Origin of the sequence: Paraburkholderia dipogonis (assembly GCF_042680985.1) — a bacterium.
Taxonomy (GTDB): domain Bacteria; phylum Pseudomonadota; class Gammaproteobacteria; order Burkholderiales; family Burkholderiaceae; genus Paraburkholderia; species Paraburkholderia phytofirmans.
The window spans coordinates 63,456-80,005 of the sequence record NZ_JBHUFR010000026.1 but is presented as its reverse complement, the minus strand read 5'-3'; the positions used below and the strand labels follow the sequence as shown (position 1 = coordinate 80,005).

At 64.3% G+C, this 16,550-nt stretch carries 19 protein-coding genes; 12 read left to right on the top strand and 7 right to left on the bottom strand.

Annotated elements, in window-relative coordinates; translation table 11 throughout:
* Positions 1-58: 58 nt before the first annotated feature.
* Positions 59-1,192: an acyl-CoA dehydrogenase gene (locus ACFSNN_RS30185; protein WP_134464091.1), complete on the bottom strand. Its 1,134-nt coding sequence runs from the start codon at positions 1,190-1,192 to the stop codon at positions 59-61.
* A 270-nt stretch (positions 1,193-1,462) separates the two neighbouring features.
* On the opposite strand from ACFSNN_RS30185, the gene ACFSNN_RS30180 reads away from it, so the two are divergent.
* From ACFSNN_RS30180 to ACFSNN_RS30150, 7 genes are all read left to right on the top strand, one after another.
* Complete coding sequence (locus ACFSNN_RS30180; protein WP_134464089.1) at positions 1,463-2,500, top strand: AraC family transcriptional regulator; 1,038 nt, start codon at positions 1,463-1,465, stop codon at positions 2,498-2,500.
* Between the two features lie 84 nt (positions 2,501-2,584).
* Positions 2,585-4,195 (top strand): NfeD family protein, encoded by a 1,611-nt coding sequence (locus ACFSNN_RS30175; protein WP_377688834.1) that lies wholly within the window; start codon positions 2,585-2,587, stop codon positions 4,193-4,195.
* Positions 4,192-4,965 (top strand): slipin family protein, encoded by a 774-nt coding sequence (locus ACFSNN_RS30170; protein ID WP_134464087.1) that lies wholly within the window; start codon positions 4,192-4,194, stop codon positions 4,963-4,965. The genes ACFSNN_RS30175 and ACFSNN_RS30170 overlap by 4 nt, the downstream gene beginning before the upstream one ends.
* Positions 4,966-5,094: 129 nt before the next feature.
* Positions 5,095-5,352 carry a DUF4148 domain-containing protein gene (locus ACFSNN_RS30165; RefSeq protein WP_134464085.1) on the top strand — a complete coding sequence of 86 codons (258 nt, stop codon included), beginning with the start codon at positions 5,095-5,097 and terminating at the stop codon, positions 5,350-5,352.
* A gap of 207 nt (positions 5,353-5,559) precedes the next feature.
* A complete protein-coding gene (locus tag ACFSNN_RS30160) occupies positions 5,560-6,057 on the top strand; it encodes a YaiI/YqxD family protein (protein ID WP_134464083.1) in 498 nt (165 codons plus the stop codon).
* A 151-nt stretch (positions 6,058-6,208) separates the two neighbouring features.
* Entirely contained in the window at positions 6,209-7,510 is a 1,302-nt protein-coding gene (locus tag ACFSNN_RS30155; RefSeq protein WP_134464081.1) for an NCS2 family permease, read from the top strand.
* Between the two features lie 132 nt (positions 7,511-7,642).
* On the top strand, positions 7,643-8,173 hold the full coding sequence (locus ACFSNN_RS30150) for a cytochrome b (RefSeq protein WP_134464079.1): 531 nt from the start codon (positions 7,643-7,645) through the stop codon (positions 8,171-8,173).
* A gap of 172 nt (positions 8,174-8,345) precedes the next feature.
* On the opposite strand, the gene ACFSNN_RS30145 is transcribed toward ACFSNN_RS30150, so the two are convergent.
* Complete coding sequence (locus ACFSNN_RS30145) at positions 8,346-8,636, bottom strand: DUF1488 family protein (protein WP_012427513.1); 291 nt, start codon at positions 8,634-8,636, stop codon at positions 8,346-8,348.
* A gap of 396 nt (positions 8,637-9,032) precedes the next feature.
* Between ACFSNN_RS30145 and ACFSNN_RS30140 the strand changes: the two genes are divergently transcribed.
* Both ACFSNN_RS30140 and ACFSNN_RS30135 read left to right on the top strand, forming a co-directional pair.
* A complete protein-coding gene (locus ACFSNN_RS30140) occupies positions 9,033-11,024 on the top strand; it encodes a sigma-54-dependent Fis family transcriptional regulator (protein WP_134464077.1) in 1,992 nt (663 codons plus the stop codon).
* Between the two features lie 94 nt (positions 11,025-11,118).
* Positions 11,119-11,430 (top strand): 2Fe-2S iron-sulfur cluster-binding protein, encoded by a 312-nt coding sequence (locus ACFSNN_RS30135; RefSeq protein ID WP_134464075.1) that lies wholly within the window; start codon positions 11,119-11,121, stop codon positions 11,428-11,430.
* Between the two features lie 32 nt (positions 11,431-11,462).
* Here the strand turns inward: ACFSNN_RS30135 and ACFSNN_RS30130 are convergent, their stop codons facing one another.
* Genes ACFSNN_RS30130 through ACFSNN_RS30120 form a run of 3 tightly spaced genes read right to left on the bottom strand, consistent with a single transcriptional unit; the run spans position 11,463 to position 12,578 of the window.
* Positions 11,463-11,657 carry a YqaE/Pmp3 family membrane protein gene (locus ACFSNN_RS30130; RefSeq protein ID WP_028194701.1) on the bottom strand — a complete coding sequence of 65 codons (195 nt, stop codon included), beginning with the start codon at positions 11,655-11,657 and terminating at the stop codon, positions 11,463-11,465.
* Between the two features lie 25 nt (positions 11,658-11,682).
* A complete protein-coding gene (locus ACFSNN_RS30125; RefSeq protein ID WP_134464073.1) occupies positions 11,683-11,877 on the bottom strand; it encodes a DUF1653 domain-containing protein in 195 nt (64 codons plus the stop codon).
* Between the two features lie 56 nt (positions 11,878-11,933).
* Entirely contained in the window at positions 11,934-12,578 is a 645-nt protein-coding gene (locus tag ACFSNN_RS30120) for a helix-turn-helix transcriptional regulator (RefSeq protein ID WP_134464071.1), read from the bottom strand.
* Between the two features lie 193 nt (positions 12,579-12,771).
* Here ACFSNN_RS30120 and ACFSNN_RS30115 point away from each other — a divergent pair, with 193 nt between their 5' ends.
* The 3 genes from ACFSNN_RS30115 to infA all read left to right on the top strand — a co-directional run bounded on the left by ACFSNN_RS30115 (position 12,772) and on the right by infA (position 14,256).
* Positions 12,772-12,990 carry a hypothetical protein gene (locus tag ACFSNN_RS30115; RefSeq protein WP_106277571.1) on the top strand — a complete coding sequence of 73 codons (219 nt, stop codon included), beginning with the start codon at positions 12,772-12,774 and terminating at the stop codon, positions 12,988-12,990.
* A 580-nt stretch (positions 12,991-13,570) separates the two neighbouring features.
* Entirely contained in the window at positions 13,571-13,852 is a 282-nt protein-coding gene (locus ACFSNN_RS30110; RefSeq protein ID WP_012427520.1) for a hypothetical protein, read from the top strand.
* A 131-nt stretch (positions 13,853-13,983) separates the two neighbouring features.
* On the top strand, positions 13,984-14,256 hold the full coding sequence (infA, locus tag ACFSNN_RS30105) for a translation initiation factor IF-1 (RefSeq protein ID WP_012427521.1): 273 nt from the start codon (positions 13,984-13,986) through the stop codon (positions 14,254-14,256).
* Positions 14,257-14,486: 230 nt separating this feature from the next.
* Here infA and ACFSNN_RS30100 read toward each other — a convergent pair whose 3' ends face one another.
* Entirely contained in the window at positions 14,487-15,230 is a 744-nt protein-coding gene (locus ACFSNN_RS30100) for a GntR family transcriptional regulator (RefSeq protein ID WP_166799366.1), read from the bottom strand.
* A 74-nt stretch (positions 15,231-15,304) separates the two neighbouring features.
* The gene (locus ACFSNN_RS30095) at positions 15,305-16,324 is read right to left on the bottom strand and encodes an alcohol dehydrogenase (protein WP_134464067.1); all 1,020 of its coding nucleotides are present in this window, start codon (positions 16,322-16,324) and stop codon (positions 15,305-15,307) included.
* Between the last annotated feature and the right edge of the window lie 226 nt (positions 16,325-16,550).

Here is a 16,550-nt window from a genome sequence, read left to right as displayed (position 1 = left end):
ACCGCTTTCTATCCGGCGGCCAGGCTATTTTGCACTCAAATGCCGCTTCGTTTTGCATTTACACATGCCGCGCGATCAGCATGCGTTGCACCTCGCTGGTCCCTTCGTAAATCTGCGTGATGCGCGCATCGCGATAGTGGCGCTCCACCGCGTAGTCCTCCAGATAACCATAGCCTCCATGAATCTGGATCGCGTTCGAGCAGATCTCCTCGGCCAGTTCCGACGCGAACAGCTTGGCCTGCGAAGCCTCCGACAAGCACGGCTTACCCGCCGTGCGCAGGCGCGCCGCGTGATGCACGAGCAGCCGCGCGGCATTCAAACGCGTGGCCATATCGGCGAGCATGTTGGCGATGGTCTGATGGTCCTTCAACGCCTTGCCGAACTGGATGCGTTCGTTCGCATAGAGACGCGCGGCATCGAACGCGGCCCGCGCGATGCCCACTGCCTGCGCGGCAATGCCGATGCGCCCGCCTTCGAGATTCGACAGCGCAATGCGCAAGCCCTCGCCCGGTTCGCCGAGCAAATTGGCTTCCGGCACGGCGCAGTCGTCGAGCGAAATCGGACAGGTGTCCGAAGCGCGAATGCCGAGCTTATGCTCCGGCTTGCCGACGTTGAAGCCCGGCGTATCGGTCGGCACGATGAAGGCCGTCAGGCCGCGCTTGCCACGGTCGGGATCGGTCACAGCGAAGACGATCGCGAGGTCGGCGCGCGAGCCGTTCGTCACGAACTGCTTGCTGCCGTTGAGAATCCACTTGCCGTCGCGCAGCACGGCGCGGGTGCGCAGATTGTTCGCCTCGGAGCCGGCCTGCGGCTCGGTCAGACAGAATGCGCCGATACGGCGGCCGGTTGCAAGGTCCTGCAAATAGCGGTCTTTTTGCGCCTCCGTGCCGAAGTTGAGGATCGGCCCGCAGCCGACCGAGTTATGCACGCTCATCAGCGTGGCGCAGGCGGCGCAGCCCGCAGCGACCTCTTCGAGGGCGAGCGCATAGGCCACGTAGTCCGTGTAGGAGCCGCCCCATTCCGCCGGCACGATCATGCCGAGAAAACCGAGTTCGCCCATCTGCCTGACGACCTCGGCGGGCAGTTGCGCGTCGCGATCCCATTGTCCGGCATGCGGCGCGAGCTGTTCGGTGGCGAAGTCGCGAGCCGCGTCGCGGATCATCCGTTGTTCGTCGGTGTAGAAGCTATCCATGGAGCTCGGTCCTGTGCTGTGCGTTTGATCGCGGCTGGTTGGCCGCCTCACGTTCGTGTCTGTGAGGCCAGGCGGAGCGCGATCGATTGAGGCCCAGTGTAGGCAAGCCGACCGGCAGGTTCGATGCTCAGCCCGATCAATCTGACTGAGCGCATTTGCCATGCTGGTACGATATGAATCCACATATGCACGCGATTTCAGGCACTTGGCGAATCGCCATAAGGAAAATGTTGAGCGCTTTTGCCAGCTTCGCAGTCAAACCGGACACGCATGAAAAACGATAAAGGGACGATTTCCGTCAGCATGGTCGAGGAAGCGCTCGCGCTGGCGCGCTCGCGCGGCCTCGACGCGCTGCCGCTTGCCGAAGCCGCCGGCATCGCCGCGCCAATGCTGGCGTCGCCGAAAAGCCGCGTGTCGTCGGCGCAATATGGCGCGCTGTGGGCCGCGATTGCCCGCGCGCTGGACGACGAGTTCTTCGGCCAGGATTCGCATCGCATGAAAAGCGGCAGCTTCATCGCCATGACGCAGACGGCGCTCACCGCGCGCAACGGCGGGCAGGCGCTGGCGCGCGCGGTCGGTTTCATGCGGCTGGTGCTGGACGATCTCGGCGTGCAGATCGAAACCGATGCGCAGCGCGTGCGCCTGCGCTTCGTGGAAAACGCCGGTGCGCCGCCGCCGGCGATGTTCGCCTATGCGACCTACTTCATCGTGGTGTACGGGCTGTTGTGCTGGCTGGTCGGGCGGCGCATTCCGCTGCTCGAGGCGCGCTTTCGCTGCGCCGAACCGTCCGCCGCGCACGAGTACCGGCTGATGTTCTGCGATCACATGAGCTTCGAGCAGGCCGAGTCGCACGTCGATCTCGCGCCGGCGTTTCTGGAGTTGCCCGTGATCCAGACGACCAAGTCCGTCAAACCCTTCCTGCGCGACGCGCCGGGCAGCTTCATCGTCAAGTACCGCAATCCGGGCTCGCTCGCGGCGCGCGTGCGCAAGATGCTGCGCGCCATGCCGATGTCCGGCTGGCCCGCCGCCGATCAGATGGCCGAACGCCTGCACGTCGCCGAGGCCACCATGCGGCGGCGTTTGAAACAGGAAGGCTATACGTACCAGTCGATCAAGGACGACCTGCGGCGCGATATTGCAATCGGTGAGTTGCAGGACACCGACCGCACCATCGCCGACATCGCGACCTCAGTTGGATTTGCCGAACCGAGCGCGTTTCATCGCGCGTTTCGCAAGTGGACCGGCATGCGGCCGACCGACTACCGGCCGGCCCGCGCGGATTTCACGCGCAAGGCGGAATCGGACTAAGCTGTAAGGAGCAGGCCAGCCTTCTTTTGGGGTATCGGCCCGCGTCGGCCGATACATGTCGGCAGGGCGCGGCAGCCGTCAGCGATGAGCACGTATCCACGTCTCCCGTTCCGGCAGTCCGGCTCGCGCATGTCGCTTATCCGCGGCGGCATGGCGAGCCGGTTGATGCGCGGCATGACCGTGCTCGGCATGCTTTTGGCGTTTGGGTTCGCGTCGTGCGAATCGAACGTGACGCTGCGCGCCGCCGTCGCCCCGAACAGCGTTGTCGTCATTCCAGTGAACGGAGCGATCAGTCCGGCCAGCGCCGACTTCATCGTGCGCAGCCTGCAGCGCGCCGCTGAAGATCGCGCGCAACTCGCCGTGCTGCAACTGGATACGCCAGGCGGGCTCGACACGTCGATGCGGCAGATCATCAAGGCGATTCTCGGCTCGCCGGTGCCGGTCGCCACCTTCATCGCTCCGAGCGGCGCGCGCGCGGCGAGCGCCGGCACCTATATCGTCTACGCGAGCCACATTGCGGCGATGGCGCCGGGCACCAATCTCGGCGCGGCGACACCGATCCAGATGGGCATCGGCGGCGCCGAACCGCCGGGGGGCGGCGGAACGCCGGGGTTGCCGGGCGTTGGTGGCGGTGCGGGTGGTGGTGGTAATGCCGGCGCTGCGGGTAACGGCGCCGGCGATACCGGCGCCGGCAACCCGGGCAAACCCACGGCATCCGCGCCCAACGGCTCCGCCAGCGCCCTGCCGCTCGACACCCAATCGACCGAAATGCGCAAGCAGGTCCACGACGCCGCCGCCTACATCCGCGGCCTCGCGCAGATGCGCGGACGTAACGCCGACTGGGCCGAGCGCGCGGTACGCGAAGCCGTGAGCCTGTCGGCGGCGGATGCGCTCGCGCAGCACGTCGTCGATCTGAATGCGCGCGATGTGCCCGACCTGCTGCGCCAGGTCGACGGCCGCACGCTTGTCACGAGCGCGGGCAACGTCAAGCTCAACACAGCCAACGCCCGGATCGTCACGCTGGAAGCCGACTGGCGCAGCCACTTCCTCGCCGTGATCACCGATCCCAACGTCGCGCTGATCCTGCTGATGATCGGCATGTACGGCCTGTTCTTCGAATTCGCCAATCCGGGCTTCGTGCTGCCCGGCGTGGTCGGCGCCATCAGCCTGCTGCTCGGCCTGTTCGCCATGCAGATGATGCCCATCAACTACGTCGGCCTCGGCCTGATCTTTCTCGGTATCGCCTTCCTGATCGGCGAGGCGTTTCTGCCGACCTTCGGCTCGCTCGGCTTCGGCGGCGTGGTGGCGTTCGTGATCGGCGCGCTGATGCTGATCGATACCGACGTGCCCGGCTACGGCATCCCTTTGCCGATGATCGCCGCCGTGACCGTGTTCAGCGTGGTGTTCGTGCTGGGCGTGTCGCGGCTCGCGCTGAGCGCGCGGCGCCGTCCGGTGGTGACGGGTTCGGAGGCAATGATCGGCAGTGTCGGCGTGGTGCTCGACGGCGGTCTCTCGCCGGCGGACCTCACCGCGGACGGCGCGCTGGCCGGTTGGGCACAAGTGCATGGGGAACGCTGGCGGGTGTCCAGCACGGCCCCGGTCGCGGCGGGCCATGCCGTGCGCGTCACCGCGCGGCGCGGCCTGACGTTGACCGTGGTGCCCACGGAAGCACGACAACAAGGAGAACGCTCATGATCGGTTTCACATTCGGCTTCACCAGCGTTCTGATTCTGCTGGCGGCCGCGCTGATTGCTTCATCGATACGGATTTTTCGCGAGTACGAACGCGGCGTGGTGTTCATGCTCGGGCGTTTCTGGAAGGTCAAGGGGCCGGGCCTCGTGCTGATCATTCCTATCGTGCAGCAGGCCGTGCGCATGGATCTGCGCACCGTCGTGTTCGATGTGCCGCCGCAAGACGTGATCACGCGCGACAACGTCTCGGTGAAGGTCAACGCGGTGGTGTATTTCCGTGTGGTCGATCCGGAGAAAGCCGTGATCCAGGTGGCGCGTTACTTCGAGGCGACCAGCCAGTTATCGCAGACGACCTTGCGCGCGGTGCTCGGCAAGCACGAACTCGACGAACTGCTGGCCGAGCGCGAACAGCTCAATGCCGATATCCAGAAAGTGCTCGATGCCCAGACCGACGCGTGGGGCATCAAGGTGTCGATCGTGGAAATCAAGCACGTGGATATCAACGAAACGATGATCCGCGCGATTGCCCGCCAGGCCGAGGCCGAGCGCGAGCGGCGCGCCAAGGTGATTCACGCGGAAGGCGAATTGCAGGCCTCGCAGCACCTGCTCGAAGCGGCGCAGACGCTGGCGCGCCAGCCCCAGGCCATGCAGTTGCGCTACCTGCAAACCCTCACGACGATTGCCGCCGACAAGAACTCGACGATCGTCTTCCCGCTGCCAATCGACCTGCTGAGCGCTGTATTGGACCGTTTCAGCAAGCCGTCGGCGCCGTGAGCCGCAGGATCATTCAGCCCGGTTTGATTCACTGGGCGAAATGGTGCATTGCCTTCAATCGCCTTACTCGAAATGCATACCAAAACTAAAATGCCGGGGTCGTTTTTAACCGCTCCATAGGAGCTCGTCATGAAAATCGTTTCTTTAGTTGGACTCGGCGCGCTGTTGGCCGCCGTGAGTATGAGCACCGCGTTTGCGCAGTCGGCGCGGCCTTACGATCCGTCGGCGCCGAAAACGCGCGCCCAGGTGAAGGCCGATCTGGCCGAATGGCGTGCCGCCGGCTACGATCCGCTCGACTGGATCGACTATCCGCAGAATGCGCAACGCGCGGGCCGCGTCGTCGCGGCACGGCGCGCGCAGGAATCGGGTGGGACGATGACCCAGTAACGCGGGCCACCGCGCGGCATGCGGGGTTGCCTGCGACTGCAACGGTCGCGGGTGTGGTCGGGCCCGCATGCCTTTCCTGGTTTTCTGCTTTTTGCTTTCCCGCTTCCCCGCTTCCCCGCAACATCGTAAATTCGCTTGCCGCGCTGCCCTGCGCGCTGGCAAGGTATCATCTCGCCCCTTCGACAACCCGCTGCCGGAATCCGAACCATGTCAATCTGGGTTGACGCCGACGCCTGCCCCGTCGTGATCAAGGACATGCTGTACCGTGCCGCGCGCCGCACCAGCACGACGCTGACGCTGGTCGCCAATTCGTTTCTGCGCGTACCGCCGTCGCCGCTGATCCGCGCGATCCAGGTGCCGGCCGGCTTCGACGCCGCCGACGACCTGATCGCCGAACGCGTCGCCGCGGGCGATCTCGTGATCACCGCCGACATCCCGCTCGCCGCCGCCGTGCTGGCCAAAAACGCGCAGGCGCTCGATCCGCGCGGCAACTGGTACACGCCCGGCACGATCGAAGAACGGCTGCGCATGCGCTCGATGCTCGACCAGTTGCGTAGCAGCGGCGTCGATACCGGCGGGCCTGCGGCCTTCAGCCAGCGCGACAGCAAAAGCTTCGCGGGCGAACTGGACCGCTGGCTCTCGCGCCAACGGCCGCAGCCTGATGCATCGGCGCCACAATCTCCCGGCGAACCGCCCGTCGAATGAGCCTTTACACGGCCACCGGGCCGCACAATGCGGCACGCCGTCGCCAATCCTGACTACAATCCGGCCGTGGCCCCGCGCCCTAGCCCGGCGACGCGGCGCCTTCACCGCCCAATCACAACAAACGCTTTCTGAACGACGAGAGACCCGCCTCATGGACTCCATAAAACGCTACTTCGGCTTCGAAGCCGCCGGCACCAACCTGCGCACCGAAGTGCTCGCCGGCCTGACCACCTTCCTGACGATGGCCTACATCATCTTCGTCAACCCGGCGATTCTCGGCGACGCCGGTATGCCGAAAGACGCGGTGTTCGTCGCGACCTGCATCGTGGCCGCGCTCGCCTCGCTGATCATGGGTCTCTACGCGAACTATCCGATCGCGCTCGCGCCGGGCATGGGGCTGAACGCGTACTTCGCTTACACCGTCGTCAAAGGCATGGGCTTCACCTGGCAGGCCGCGCTCGGCGCGGTGTTCATTTCCGGCTGTCTGTTCCTGATCGTCACGCTGTTCCGCGTGCGCGAGGTGATCGTCAACGGCATTCCGCATTCGATACGCATTGCCATCACCGGCGGCATCGGCCTCTTTCTCGCGATCATTTCGCTGAAGTCGGCGGGCGTGGTGGTGGGCAGTCCCGCGACACTCGTGACGCTCGGCGACCTGCACAACCCGCATGTGATTCTCGCGGTGATCGGCTTCTTCGCGATCGTCACGCTGGATCACTTGCGGGTGCGCGGCGCGATCCTGATCGGGATTGTCGGCGTGACGGTGCTGAGCTTTTTCTTCGGCGGCAATCAGTTTCACGGCATCGTCTCCACGCCGCCGTCCATCTCGCCGACGCTGTTCCAGCTCGACATTCGCGGCGCGCTGTCGAGCGGCGTGCTCAACGTGATTCTCGTGTTCTTCCTCGTCGAACTGTTCGACGCGACCGGCACGCTGATGGGCGTGGCCAATCGTGCAGGGCTGCTAGTGGAAGGCAAGATGCATAGGCTGAACCGCGCGCTGCTTGCCGACAGCACCGCCATTCTGGCCGGCTCGATGCTGGGTACTTCGTCGACGACCGCTTATATTGAAAGCGCATCGGGCGTGCAAGCCGGCGGACGCACGGGCGTGACGGCCATCACCGTGGCCCTGCTGTTCCTCGCGGCGCTGTTTTTCGCGCCGCTGGCAGGCGTGGTGCCCGGCTATGCGACGGCGCCGGCGCTGCTCTACGTGTCGTGCCTGATGCTGCGCGAAATGCTCGACCTGCCGTGGGACGACGCCACCGAAGTCGTGCCGGCCGCGCTCACCGCGCTGCTGATGCCCTTCACCTATTCGATCGCCAACGGCGTCGCGTTCGGCTTCATCTCGTATGCGGGCCTGAAGCTGTTGACCGGCCAGGCGCGCAAGGTGAAGCTGGTGGTGTGGATCATCGCGGCGATTTTCCTGTTCCGCTATTTCTACCTCGGCAGCGAATAGGGGCACGGGCGCCCGTGCGCCGAACTCCGGTCTGGATCAACGGCAGCTTATTGACGGTGCCCATTCGGGTCGGGCACCGTTTATCATCCGATGATTCAAAAAACGATCGACCTGGACACGGGAGTCCCCTACATGTCTTACAGCCGCACCTCGGACCGCTACACAGCGCCCGCCATTTTCTTTCACTGGGCGATGTTTCTGCTGATCGCGCTGGCTTATCTGGCGATCGAGATTCGCGGGCCGAAAGGTAGCGACAGCCGCGTATTCTGGAGCAGCGTGCATTTCTGGTGCGGCTCGCTGGTGCTCGCGCTGGCTTCTCTGCGTCTGCTGTGGCGACTATGGGCTGGCGCGCCCGCCGAGGTGGACGGCAACCGGCTGCTCGCCTTTCTGGCGCGGGCCGCGCATCTCGCCTTGTACGTTTTTATCTTCGTCCAGCCGCTGCTCGGCATTCTGATGATCAACACCGGCGGGCACCCGGTCACGCTGGCGTGGCTCGACATCGACTACACGCTGGTCGGCGCGGATCCTGTTGCGCGTCCGTTGCTCAAGACGGCGCACGAGTGGCTCGGCAATGCGTTTTATTGGGTGATCGGCTTGCACGCGTTGGCGGCGATCGCGCATCACGTGGTGCTCAAGGATCGGACGCTGCGGCGGATGATCTGAGCGCTGCGGCGCTCGTAATCGCGCGCGCTCCGCGTCTGGACGCCGGCGGCACGGCTGGCCGCGGACGGGTTGAATGGTTTCGATGCCGCGCGTGGGTTTCCCGGGCTTGTGCTTCTTGCGCGGCTTTCCTGCTTGCGGCGTCGACCGGCCGAAAGGTCGGAAACGCCCTCAGTCAATTACGCCAGTTGGCCTCGTAGAAGCGCACGTAGCCGCTTCTCAGCACGAGACATTGCGCCCTCGTCTCCGAGATCAGGCGACGCGTAGCGGCTTCGATCCGGGCGCGATGCGTGTCGAATGCGCCGACCATGTCCTCCAGACGCGGCGATGCGGCGCCGTAGTGGTCTTCCAGTGCCTCCGCCGTAATCATGCATTCCACCCTCTGCCCATCGACCATCGCCGGGAATGCCAAGGTGAGCTCGCGACCTGAATATTCAGGAGTTTCATTCGGGAATAGGATCTGCATGGGAGTTCACCTGGAAGGTAGGTGCTGCGCATGGTGTAGCCTGGTAGTGCGCACGCCGGTTGCGTCTGATCGCGTCGCTAGCGCCAACCTCCTTGTCCAATGCTGACGACGCGGGCTTGTCACCCGACTGCGGCAGCGGAGTAGTTCGCGGCCCGCGGAGGTGATTTGATTCACTTTAGACGAGTTCGGCCGCGGCGCAAGTTTTCCTTTTCGTTTGCCTGATTTTGGTGCCGGGCGAGTTTTTTCGAGGCGTGCCGCGCTGGCCGCCTCCGTTTTTTCCCTGCCGTGCGCAGCACGATTCGTCCTGTAATATCGGTGTTCGGCCGTGTGCGCGCATGTTGCGCTGCGGCACCGAGCGGAGGGCAACGTACCCGTCCGTTTCACCGGAGACATGCCTTGACCCAACGTTCCGCCACGCCGCCTGCTATCAGTCGGCCCGATGTCATCGCGCACGCTCACGCCCGCTCGCTCGAAATCGGCTTGCGCGCGTCGGAGACGCCGGACTTTCATCCGCTGGCCCGGCCTGCGCTGCGTGAACTCGTCGAGCGCAATCAATCGCTGTTTACACATGCGCTTCCGGTCATGGAGACGCTGCATGCGCAGATCGTCGATACGCAAAGCATGGTGCTGCTCACCGACAATCATGGCGTGATCCTGCACAGTCTCGGCGACAGCGACTTCGTCGAAAAGGCCAATCGCGTCGCACTGTGTCCGGGCGTGTCGTGGGCCGAGGCGGATCGCGGCACCAATGCGATCGGCACCGCGCTCGTCGATGGTCAGCCGACCGTCGTGCATGCGGGAGAGCACTTCCTGCACGCCAACCGGATTCTCACCTGTTCATGCGCGCCGATTGCCGATCCGTTCGGGCGCACCATCGGCGCGCTCGACGTGAGCGGCGACACGCGCGGCTTTCACAAGCACACGCTGGCGCTCGTGAGAATGTCGGCGCAGATGATCGAAAATCATCTGTTCTCCAATCAATTCGCCGACGCAATCCGCGTGCACTTTCACGCGCGCGGGGAATTCATCGGCACCCTGTTCGAAGGGCTCGCGGCGTTCGCGCCGGACGGCACGTTTCTGTCGGCCAATCGCAGTGCGCTGTTTCAATTCGGGCAAGCGCTCGCCGAACTGCAACGGCAGCCGTTCGATGCGCTGTTCGGCGTGGCCTTCCCGAGGCTGTTGCAGCAGATTGCGCGCGCACCCGGCGAGAACATTCTGTTGACGCTGCCAAGCGGCGTGCGCGTGGTGGCGCGTGGCGACTATGCGCTGCCGCGTTATGTCGCGCCGTCGGAGAGTCTTGCCGGCACATCACGTGCGCCGTTGTCCGGCGACGCGCGTCATGCGTCGCGCTGCGCCGATCCCGCGCCGCCGGCCACGCTCGAAACGCTCGATACCGGCGACGCGCAAGTCGCCGCGATTCTGCGGCGCGTCGCCAAACTGCGCGGCCGCGATATTCCGATTCTGGTGCTCGGCAAGACCGGCACCGGCAAGGAGTGGCTCGCGCGCGCCATCCATCACGATTCGCCGCGCCGGGCCGCGCCTTTTATCGCGCTGAATTGCGCGTCGTTGCCCGAGACGCTGATCGAGGCGGAGTTGTTCGGCTACGAAGACGGCGCGTTCACCGGCGCGAAGAAACGCGGCAGCGTCGGCAAGATCGTGCAGGCCGACGGCGGTACGCTGTTCCTCGACGAAATCGGCGACATGCCGCTCGCCCAGCAAGTGCGCCTCATGCGCGTGCTGCAGGAGCGCAACGTGGTCCCGCTCGGCGGGACGCGGGCGATTCCGGTGGATCTGCGCATCGTCTGCGCGACGCACCGCAACCTGCGCGCAATGATCGAAGCCGGCACGTTCCGCGAAGATCTGTATTACCGCATTAATGGACTCGTGCTGACCTTGCCGGCGCTGCGCGAGCGCACCGATCTTCGCGCGCTCGTCACGCGCATGCTGGAGTTGCAGCCTGCCGGCGAACGCTTGCCGCGGCGCGTGTCCGCCGACGTGCTCGAACGCTTCGCGCAATGCCGCTGGCCGGGCAATCTGCGGCAACTGGCCAATGTGTTGCGCACCGCGAGCATCATGGCCGAAGGCGCGGAGCAGATCGAACTCGACGATTTGCCCGAGGACTTTTTGCAGGATTGCATCGACACCACGGCCGAGCCTTGCGAGCGGTCGCCTGCGGCGCGTGCGGACTCCGGGTCCTCCGACGAGGTCCGCGCCGCGGCGCCAACGCAAGGGCAGCCGGCGACCAGCAAGATGGAGGCATGGCAGGCCACGCTGATTGCGCAAACGCTCGAACGGCTCGACGGCAATGTGTCGGCGGCGGCGCGTGAGTTGGGCCTCGCGCGCAATACGGTGTACCGATATTTGAGGCGCGGCGGTCCGACTCATTGAAAACGCGACGGGAGAGGCAACTCAAGAGGCAACTGAAGCGGCAACTGAAGCGGCAACGTGTAAAGTGTCGCGCAATCCGTCACAGACTCACACGATGTCCGACTCCACCCGCCCGCCTCTCGTTCGCGTCGAGCCGCTCGGCTACAGCTTCGAAGCGCCCGATTCGCTGACGATTCTCGAAGCCGCCGGCTTCGCGAATCTGCGTTTGCCGCGCTCGTGCCGCAATGGGACGTGCCGCACGTGTTTGTGCAAAATGACGGCGGGACGCGTGCGCTACACGATCGAATGGCCCGGGCTCAGCCGGGAAGAAAAACAGGAAGGCTATATTCTGCCGTGCGTAGCGATCGCGGAATCCGACGTGGTGATCGAAGCACCGGACGCGGCCGAACTACCGCCGCTCAAGTAAAACGCGGCGCATCCGCGCCGCGCAGCCAGGGCTTACCGCCCGTTGCCCATCGCCCGGGCAATTTTCTTGTCGGTGTTGTACTGGCTCAGCGCATACACCGACCAGATGGCGGCCGGAATCCAGCCGATCAGCGTGATCTGCAGAATCAGGCAGATGATGCCCGCGAACGGGCGGCCGATCGTGAAAAACTGGAACCACGGCAGAATGATGGCAAGCAGCAGACGCATGCAGATTTCCTGTTGTTGATAGCGACTAGTTGATCGGCGCGAAGCGCGGCACCTTGGCGCCGTCCACTTCGACCATTTCGAAAAATACCGAAGCCGGACGCGTCCAGATCGTACCATTGGCGGCTTTGTAGACGATCATCGTAACCTTCGGATCGGACTCGAGCGTGGCCTCGCAAACCAGTTCGTAAATCCCGCCTTTGTAGTGTCGGTAACGCACCATTCTTTTCTCCCTGAATCGACCCAACTCGACGAAAAAGCACGGCAACGGCCGAACCGTCAGCCGCTCTCTTTCATCTGCTTGAGGATCTTATAGACCGTGGCGCGCCCCATCGTCAGCACGGCGGCCACGTAGTTCGCGGAACTGCGGCCGCGAAACGCGCCTTGTGCGTGCAGCGCCTCGACGATTTCCCGCTTGTGCTCACGCGTGAGCGCATTGATGCCGATCTGCCGCTCGCGCAGCCACGTGTGCAGATACGTGTTGATGCGGTCCTGCCAGTCGTCGCGGAACAGTTCCTCCGCGGGCGCGTCCGTCAGATTGCCGCCTTTGATGAACAGATCGAGCGTGGAACGCACGTCTTCGAACACCGCGATATTGAAGTTGATGCACAGCATGCCGGCCGGTTTGCCGTCGTCGTCGAACAGGATGTTGCTCACGCAACGCATGCGCCGGCCGTCCCAGTTGAGCTTCTCATACGGGCCGATGGTCTGGCCGCGCGCCGCGTAATGGACTTCGTCCAGCACCGACGGCCCGCCGACTTCGAGCCTGGACAGGTTGTTCACGAGGTAGGCGATGGTCTGATCGCGCAGGTCGTGAATCACCACTTCGGCACACGGGTAGAAAAGCGCCGCGATGCCGTCGGCGATGGGAGCGTAGCGCTCGAGCAGCAGGTCTTTCACGGGAGACACGTTTGGGTTGCGCATGGGGCAGTCGCAATGTTCGAAGGATGCGGCAACTCGCCATTGTAGCCACGCGGCCCGAGCCCGGCGACCATCACGCTGGGCACGCCCGCAAAAAACGAACGCTGATGCGCTTCGTCACGCGGCGAATTTTGTCCGCCTGGCGAGCGAATTTTTTTCGTGCGATAAAAGACCCATCTATTTCACGGAGCAACAGATGGCCACGCTTGAAGCGTTTCGCGCCGTGCTCGATGACGAAGGCACGCCGGAAATCATCCGCAATCACATCATCGATTCGCTGCAATACACGCTGCGCAATCACGGACAGATCTTCACCTCGAAGGAAGTCGAATGGCTGGCCGGCTGGGATGACGCCCGCATTCCGCTGGCGGCGTCGCGCGAGTTGCAAAAGCGCGTCGCCGAAACTTCCCGCTGAAGCACGAGTCTGTCGATCGTCCAGCGCCCGCGCCCCCACGGGGCGGCCCGTCACCCGGCGTGCCGCTCATACCCCGGCATGCCGGCCGCGACCGCTGTGTCGCCCTCGAAGCCCCGTCTGCCGGGCGGTTTGCCCCTGCGTGGAACTTTTTGCTATCCAATTAGCCCCATTTAGTGCATCATATTGGAATAGCTGTGCCCCGCATTCGCATTTATTAGGCAAGGCCAGGCAACATCAGGCAACGCCGGATAGTCTCGAACCGGCGTCTGCGCACCACCCCCGACTGTTCGACCGCCGCCCGTCGGCGATCCCGTCACTCCGGCAATGCGTCGCATGCATTAGCCGTCGCGAGTTGTGCAGCTGAGTGTTCAGCATTTACGCGCCCGGTGTCCGCGCGACATCAGCGTGTTTCTTCTCCATCGAATCCGCGATTTTGCGCGGCCGCGCTCAAGCCCTTGCCAGTGGGCCTGTGCCAACCTTTTTCCATGGCGGCGCGCCCCAAGGTGCTGCGCTGCCCGGCCTGTCGTGCCGCGCGTAACACGCGTGACACGCCGGCCACGTAATACAGGACACGTGCTTCATGAATTCAGTTGTCAAGACGTACAAGGGTTATGAAATTCACCCGCTCGTCTATCCGCGCCGCCCGACGGACGGCCAGACGAGCCGCAATCCGGACGCCGGCTACGACGCGTCGGTGCGCATCTGCCGCGTGGGCGCCAATCCGTCCGCCGACGGGCGTGTGTTCCGTCTGCAGTACCTGTTTCCGTTCGACGGCACGGGCAAGGCGCGCATTGCGTGCATGGCCCACGCCGAACAATTGATCGACGGCCGTGTAGACGGCCAGTCCGTCGCCGATCTTTGAGCGGTATTATCGGCACATAGGCCGATACCGCAGTACGGCGGGCTCGAAAAGCCCGCTTTTGCCCCAATATGATGTTGTGCTGCCCGGCGTGGGCGACCAACACCCCTTATCCCATCGACCAGGAGTTATGCATGGCGAAAGAAGAACTGCTTGAACTTGACGGTATCGTCGACGAAGTACTTCCGGACAGCCGTTACCGCGTGACGCTCGACAACGGCGTCGTGGTTGGCGCTTACGCGTCCGGACGCATGCGCAAGAACCATATCCGTATTCTCGCGGGCGACCGCGTGACGCTGGAACTGTCGGTCTACGACCTGACCAAAGGCCGGATCAATTTCCGTCACAAAGACGAGCGCGCCACCGGTGGCGGCGGTGCTCGCAACACGCAATTCCGTCGCCGTTAAGGCCGGCGGCACGCTGACCGCGCCTCGCACGGTCCTGGCGTGATCCATTGCGTTTGAGTCGTACGCGAAGCCATTCGCGCGCCTTCTCCGGCTTGACTCGTGATCCATTGACTCGAGCCTGAGCGGCGCGCTGCGGCATCGCTTTGTCGCAGCCTGGTTTTGCCTGAATTTCTCTGGCACTGGCGCTTTGTTTTGCCAGTTGGGGTTTCACCCCTCCTCAACACGCACGCTTAAAGCCCGAACACCGCCCCAAGATCTTCTCCGGCGGCGCTTTTGCGCACCTGCTCGACTACCCGCTCCTCCAGTTCCGCCAGATGTTCGCGCATAGCCGATAGGGCAACCTCGAGGTCGCCCGCATCCAGTGCGTCGATGATTTGCGTGTGTTCGTCCGCGGAGCAGGTCGAACCCTTTGACGGGTCGAACAACGCTTTATACAGCTCAGTCCTGGCGACCAGCTGGCCGACCAGCCCGAGCAGTTCCGTGCCGCCCGCCAGCTCCGTCAGCAGCACATGAAACTGGCCAGCAAGGCGCACAGATTCTTCCACGGCGCCCGCGCTCGTTGCCTTTTCCTCCCGGCGCACATGCGCGCGCAGGCGTCGCTTGTGCGTCGCGCTCAAAGCCCCGCACAGCGCCGCGACGATGCCCGCCTCGACGATCTGCCGCGCGCGATACACCTGGCGAATGTCCTCTTCCGACGGCGACGGCACGAACGCCCCGCGATTGGCCTCCAGCACGAGCTTGCCCTCGAAGCCCAGCCGCGCCAGCACCTTGCGCAGCGCGCCGCGCGTGCAGCCGAACGCGGCCGCGAGATCGCGTTCGACGAGCTGTGCGCCCGGCCGCAGCCGCCCTTGCAGCAACGCCGCCGTAATGGACGCATAAATGCGCTCTTCGACGCTGACCGCATCGTCGTCGCGTGCGGCTTGCGTGGGCGCTTCGGTGTCGGCGGGCGACGAACGGCGGGGACGTGGAGCCATGAATTCAGTAGTCGGGAACGGAGCGATATCGGCAGGCATTCTAGCGGCATCGGCTCCGGCCGTCAGTCGCGCTCTTATTGGCCCGTGTTGAGCACAACCCTGAATCGCGCAGCGCCGCTCATCATCCGGTCGTAGGCCTCGGCGGCTTTGGTCAGCGGGAATTCTTCGATCATCGGCTTGATGCCCGCTAGCGCGCTGAAGGCGAGCGTGTCCTGAGAATCCGCCGACGTGCCCGACGGCCAGCCCTGCACCGAGTTGCGCCCCATGATGAACTGCGCGATCGGCACCTCGACGGGCTCTTCGGAGAGTCCGACCATGATCAGCTTGCCGTTCAATCCCAGGCCACCCACCACGGCGCTCATTGCCTTGCCGCTGGTGACGGTTGCAAGAATGACGCGAGCGCCGCCCAACGCCTGCAGCGCTTGCGCGACATTCTCCGTCGTGCTGTCGATGTAGTGATGCGCGCCCAGCTCTTTCGCGAGACTTGCCTTGTCCTGCCCGCGCGCGATAGCGACCGTGACGAAGCCCATCTTTCGCGCGAACTGCACGCCGAGGTGACCGAGTCCGCCGATGCCCAGCACGGCGACTACATCTCCGGCGCGTGCGCCGCTGTTGCGCAACGCGTTGAATGTCGTGATGCCCGCGCACAGAAGCGGTGCGGCGTCGACATCGGAAAGATCGTCCGGAATGCGCGCGAGCGCTTCGACCGGGGCCACCATGAACTCGGCATAGCCGCCGTCGTAGCTGATGCCAGGCACGAGCGCGCGCTGACACAGAACGAAATCGCCGCGACGGCAATGCTCGCACCGGCCGCAATGTCCGCCGTGCCAGCCGACGCCGACGCGCTGCCCCGCCGTCCATCCTTCAACGCCCGCGCCCACCGTATCGATGACACCTGCAATCTCGTGTCCCGGCACCCGAGGATATTCGAGGCCCGGCCACTGCCCTTCTTTTGTCAACATGTCACTGTGACAAATACCGCACGCCTGGATCTTGATGAGCACCTGTCCGGCGCCCGGTTCCGGCACGTCCCGTTCGACGAGTTCCAGGGGTCCGCCAGCCTTTGCCACCTGCACTGCCTTCATCGTCCGCATCGCTTTCCTCCTTATGCAAGAGACGAACGCGAGTTGACCGAGCCCGGTTCGCAGAGTTGCCTTCGACGTCACCCTCCGGTCAAGCGCTCAGCTTACGCCAAAATTTTGGCGGCGCGACCAGGCCTCGCCGATCTCGCGAGCGATGTTGATTCTGTTTGGAAAAGCTCTTGTGAGCGGGGTCGGGGTTGAAGAGTACGACGTGACCGGCCTTGAAGAAAGCCGCTTT

Excerpts from the sequence above, each read along its gene's own strand:
- infA (WP_012427521.1), top strand. The coding sequence starts at position 13,984 with ATGGCGAAAGAAGAACTGCTTGAACTTGACGGTATCGTCGACGAAGTA.
- ACFSNN_RS30130 (WP_028194701.1), bottom strand. The coding sequence starts at position 11,657 with ATGCGTCTGCTGCTTGCCATCATTCTGCCGTGGTTCCAGTTTTTCACG.
- ACFSNN_RS30115 (WP_106277571.1), top strand. The coding sequence starts at position 12,772 with ATGGCCACGCTTGAAGCGTTTCGCGCCGTGCTCGATGACGAAGGCACG.
- ACFSNN_RS30110 (WP_012427520.1), top strand. The coding sequence starts at position 13,571 with ATGAATTCAGTTGTCAAGACGTACAAGGGTTATGAAATTCACCCGCTC.
- ACFSNN_RS30180 (WP_134464089.1), top strand. The coding sequence starts at position 1,463 with ATGAAAAACGATAAAGGGACGATTTCCGTCAGCATGGTCGAGGAAGCG.
- ACFSNN_RS30145 (WP_012427513.1), bottom strand. The coding sequence starts at position 8,636 with ATGCAGATCCTATTCCCGAATGAAACTCCTGAATATTCAGGTCGCGAG.
- ACFSNN_RS30150 (WP_134464079.1), top strand. The coding sequence starts at position 7,643 with ATGTCTTACAGCCGCACCTCGGACCGCTACACAGCGCCCGCCATTTTC.
- ACFSNN_RS30170 (WP_134464087.1), top strand. The coding sequence starts at position 4,192 with ATGATCGGTTTCACATTCGGCTTCACCAGCGTTCTGATTCTGCTGGCG.
- ACFSNN_RS30100 (WP_166799366.1), bottom strand. The coding sequence starts at position 15,230 with ATGGCTCCACGTCCCCGCCGTTCGTCGCCCGCCGACACCGAAGCGCCC.
- ACFSNN_RS30125 (WP_134464073.1), bottom strand. The coding sequence starts at position 11,877 with ATGGTGCGTTACCGACACTACAAAGGCGGGATTTACGAACTGGTTTGC.
- ACFSNN_RS30160 (WP_134464083.1), top strand. The coding sequence starts at position 5,560 with ATGTCAATCTGGGTTGACGCCGACGCCTGCCCCGTCGTGATCAAGGAC.
- ACFSNN_RS30095 (WP_134464067.1), bottom strand. The coding sequence starts at position 16,324 with ATGCGGACGATGAAGGCAGTGCAGGTGGCAAAGGCTGGCGGACCCCTG.
- ACFSNN_RS30185 (WP_134464091.1), bottom strand. The coding sequence starts at position 1,192 with ATGGATAGCTTCTACACCGACGAACAACGGATGATCCGCGACGCGGCT.
- ACFSNN_RS30155 (WP_134464081.1), top strand. The coding sequence starts at position 6,209 with ATGGACTCCATAAAACGCTACTTCGGCTTCGAAGCCGCCGGCACCAAC.
- ACFSNN_RS30165 (WP_134464085.1), top strand. The coding sequence starts at position 5,095 with ATGAAAATCGTTTCTTTAGTTGGACTCGGCGCGCTGTTGGCCGCCGTG.
- ACFSNN_RS30175 (WP_377688834.1), top strand. The coding sequence starts at position 2,585 with ATGAGCACGTATCCACGTCTCCCGTTCCGGCAGTCCGGCTCGCGCATG.
- ACFSNN_RS30135 (WP_134464075.1), top strand. The coding sequence starts at position 11,119 with ATGTCCGACTCCACCCGCCCGCCTCTCGTTCGCGTCGAGCCGCTCGGC.
- ACFSNN_RS30120 (WP_134464071.1), bottom strand. The coding sequence starts at position 12,578 with ATGCGCAACCCAAACGTGTCTCCCGTGAAAGACCTGCTGCTCGAGCGC.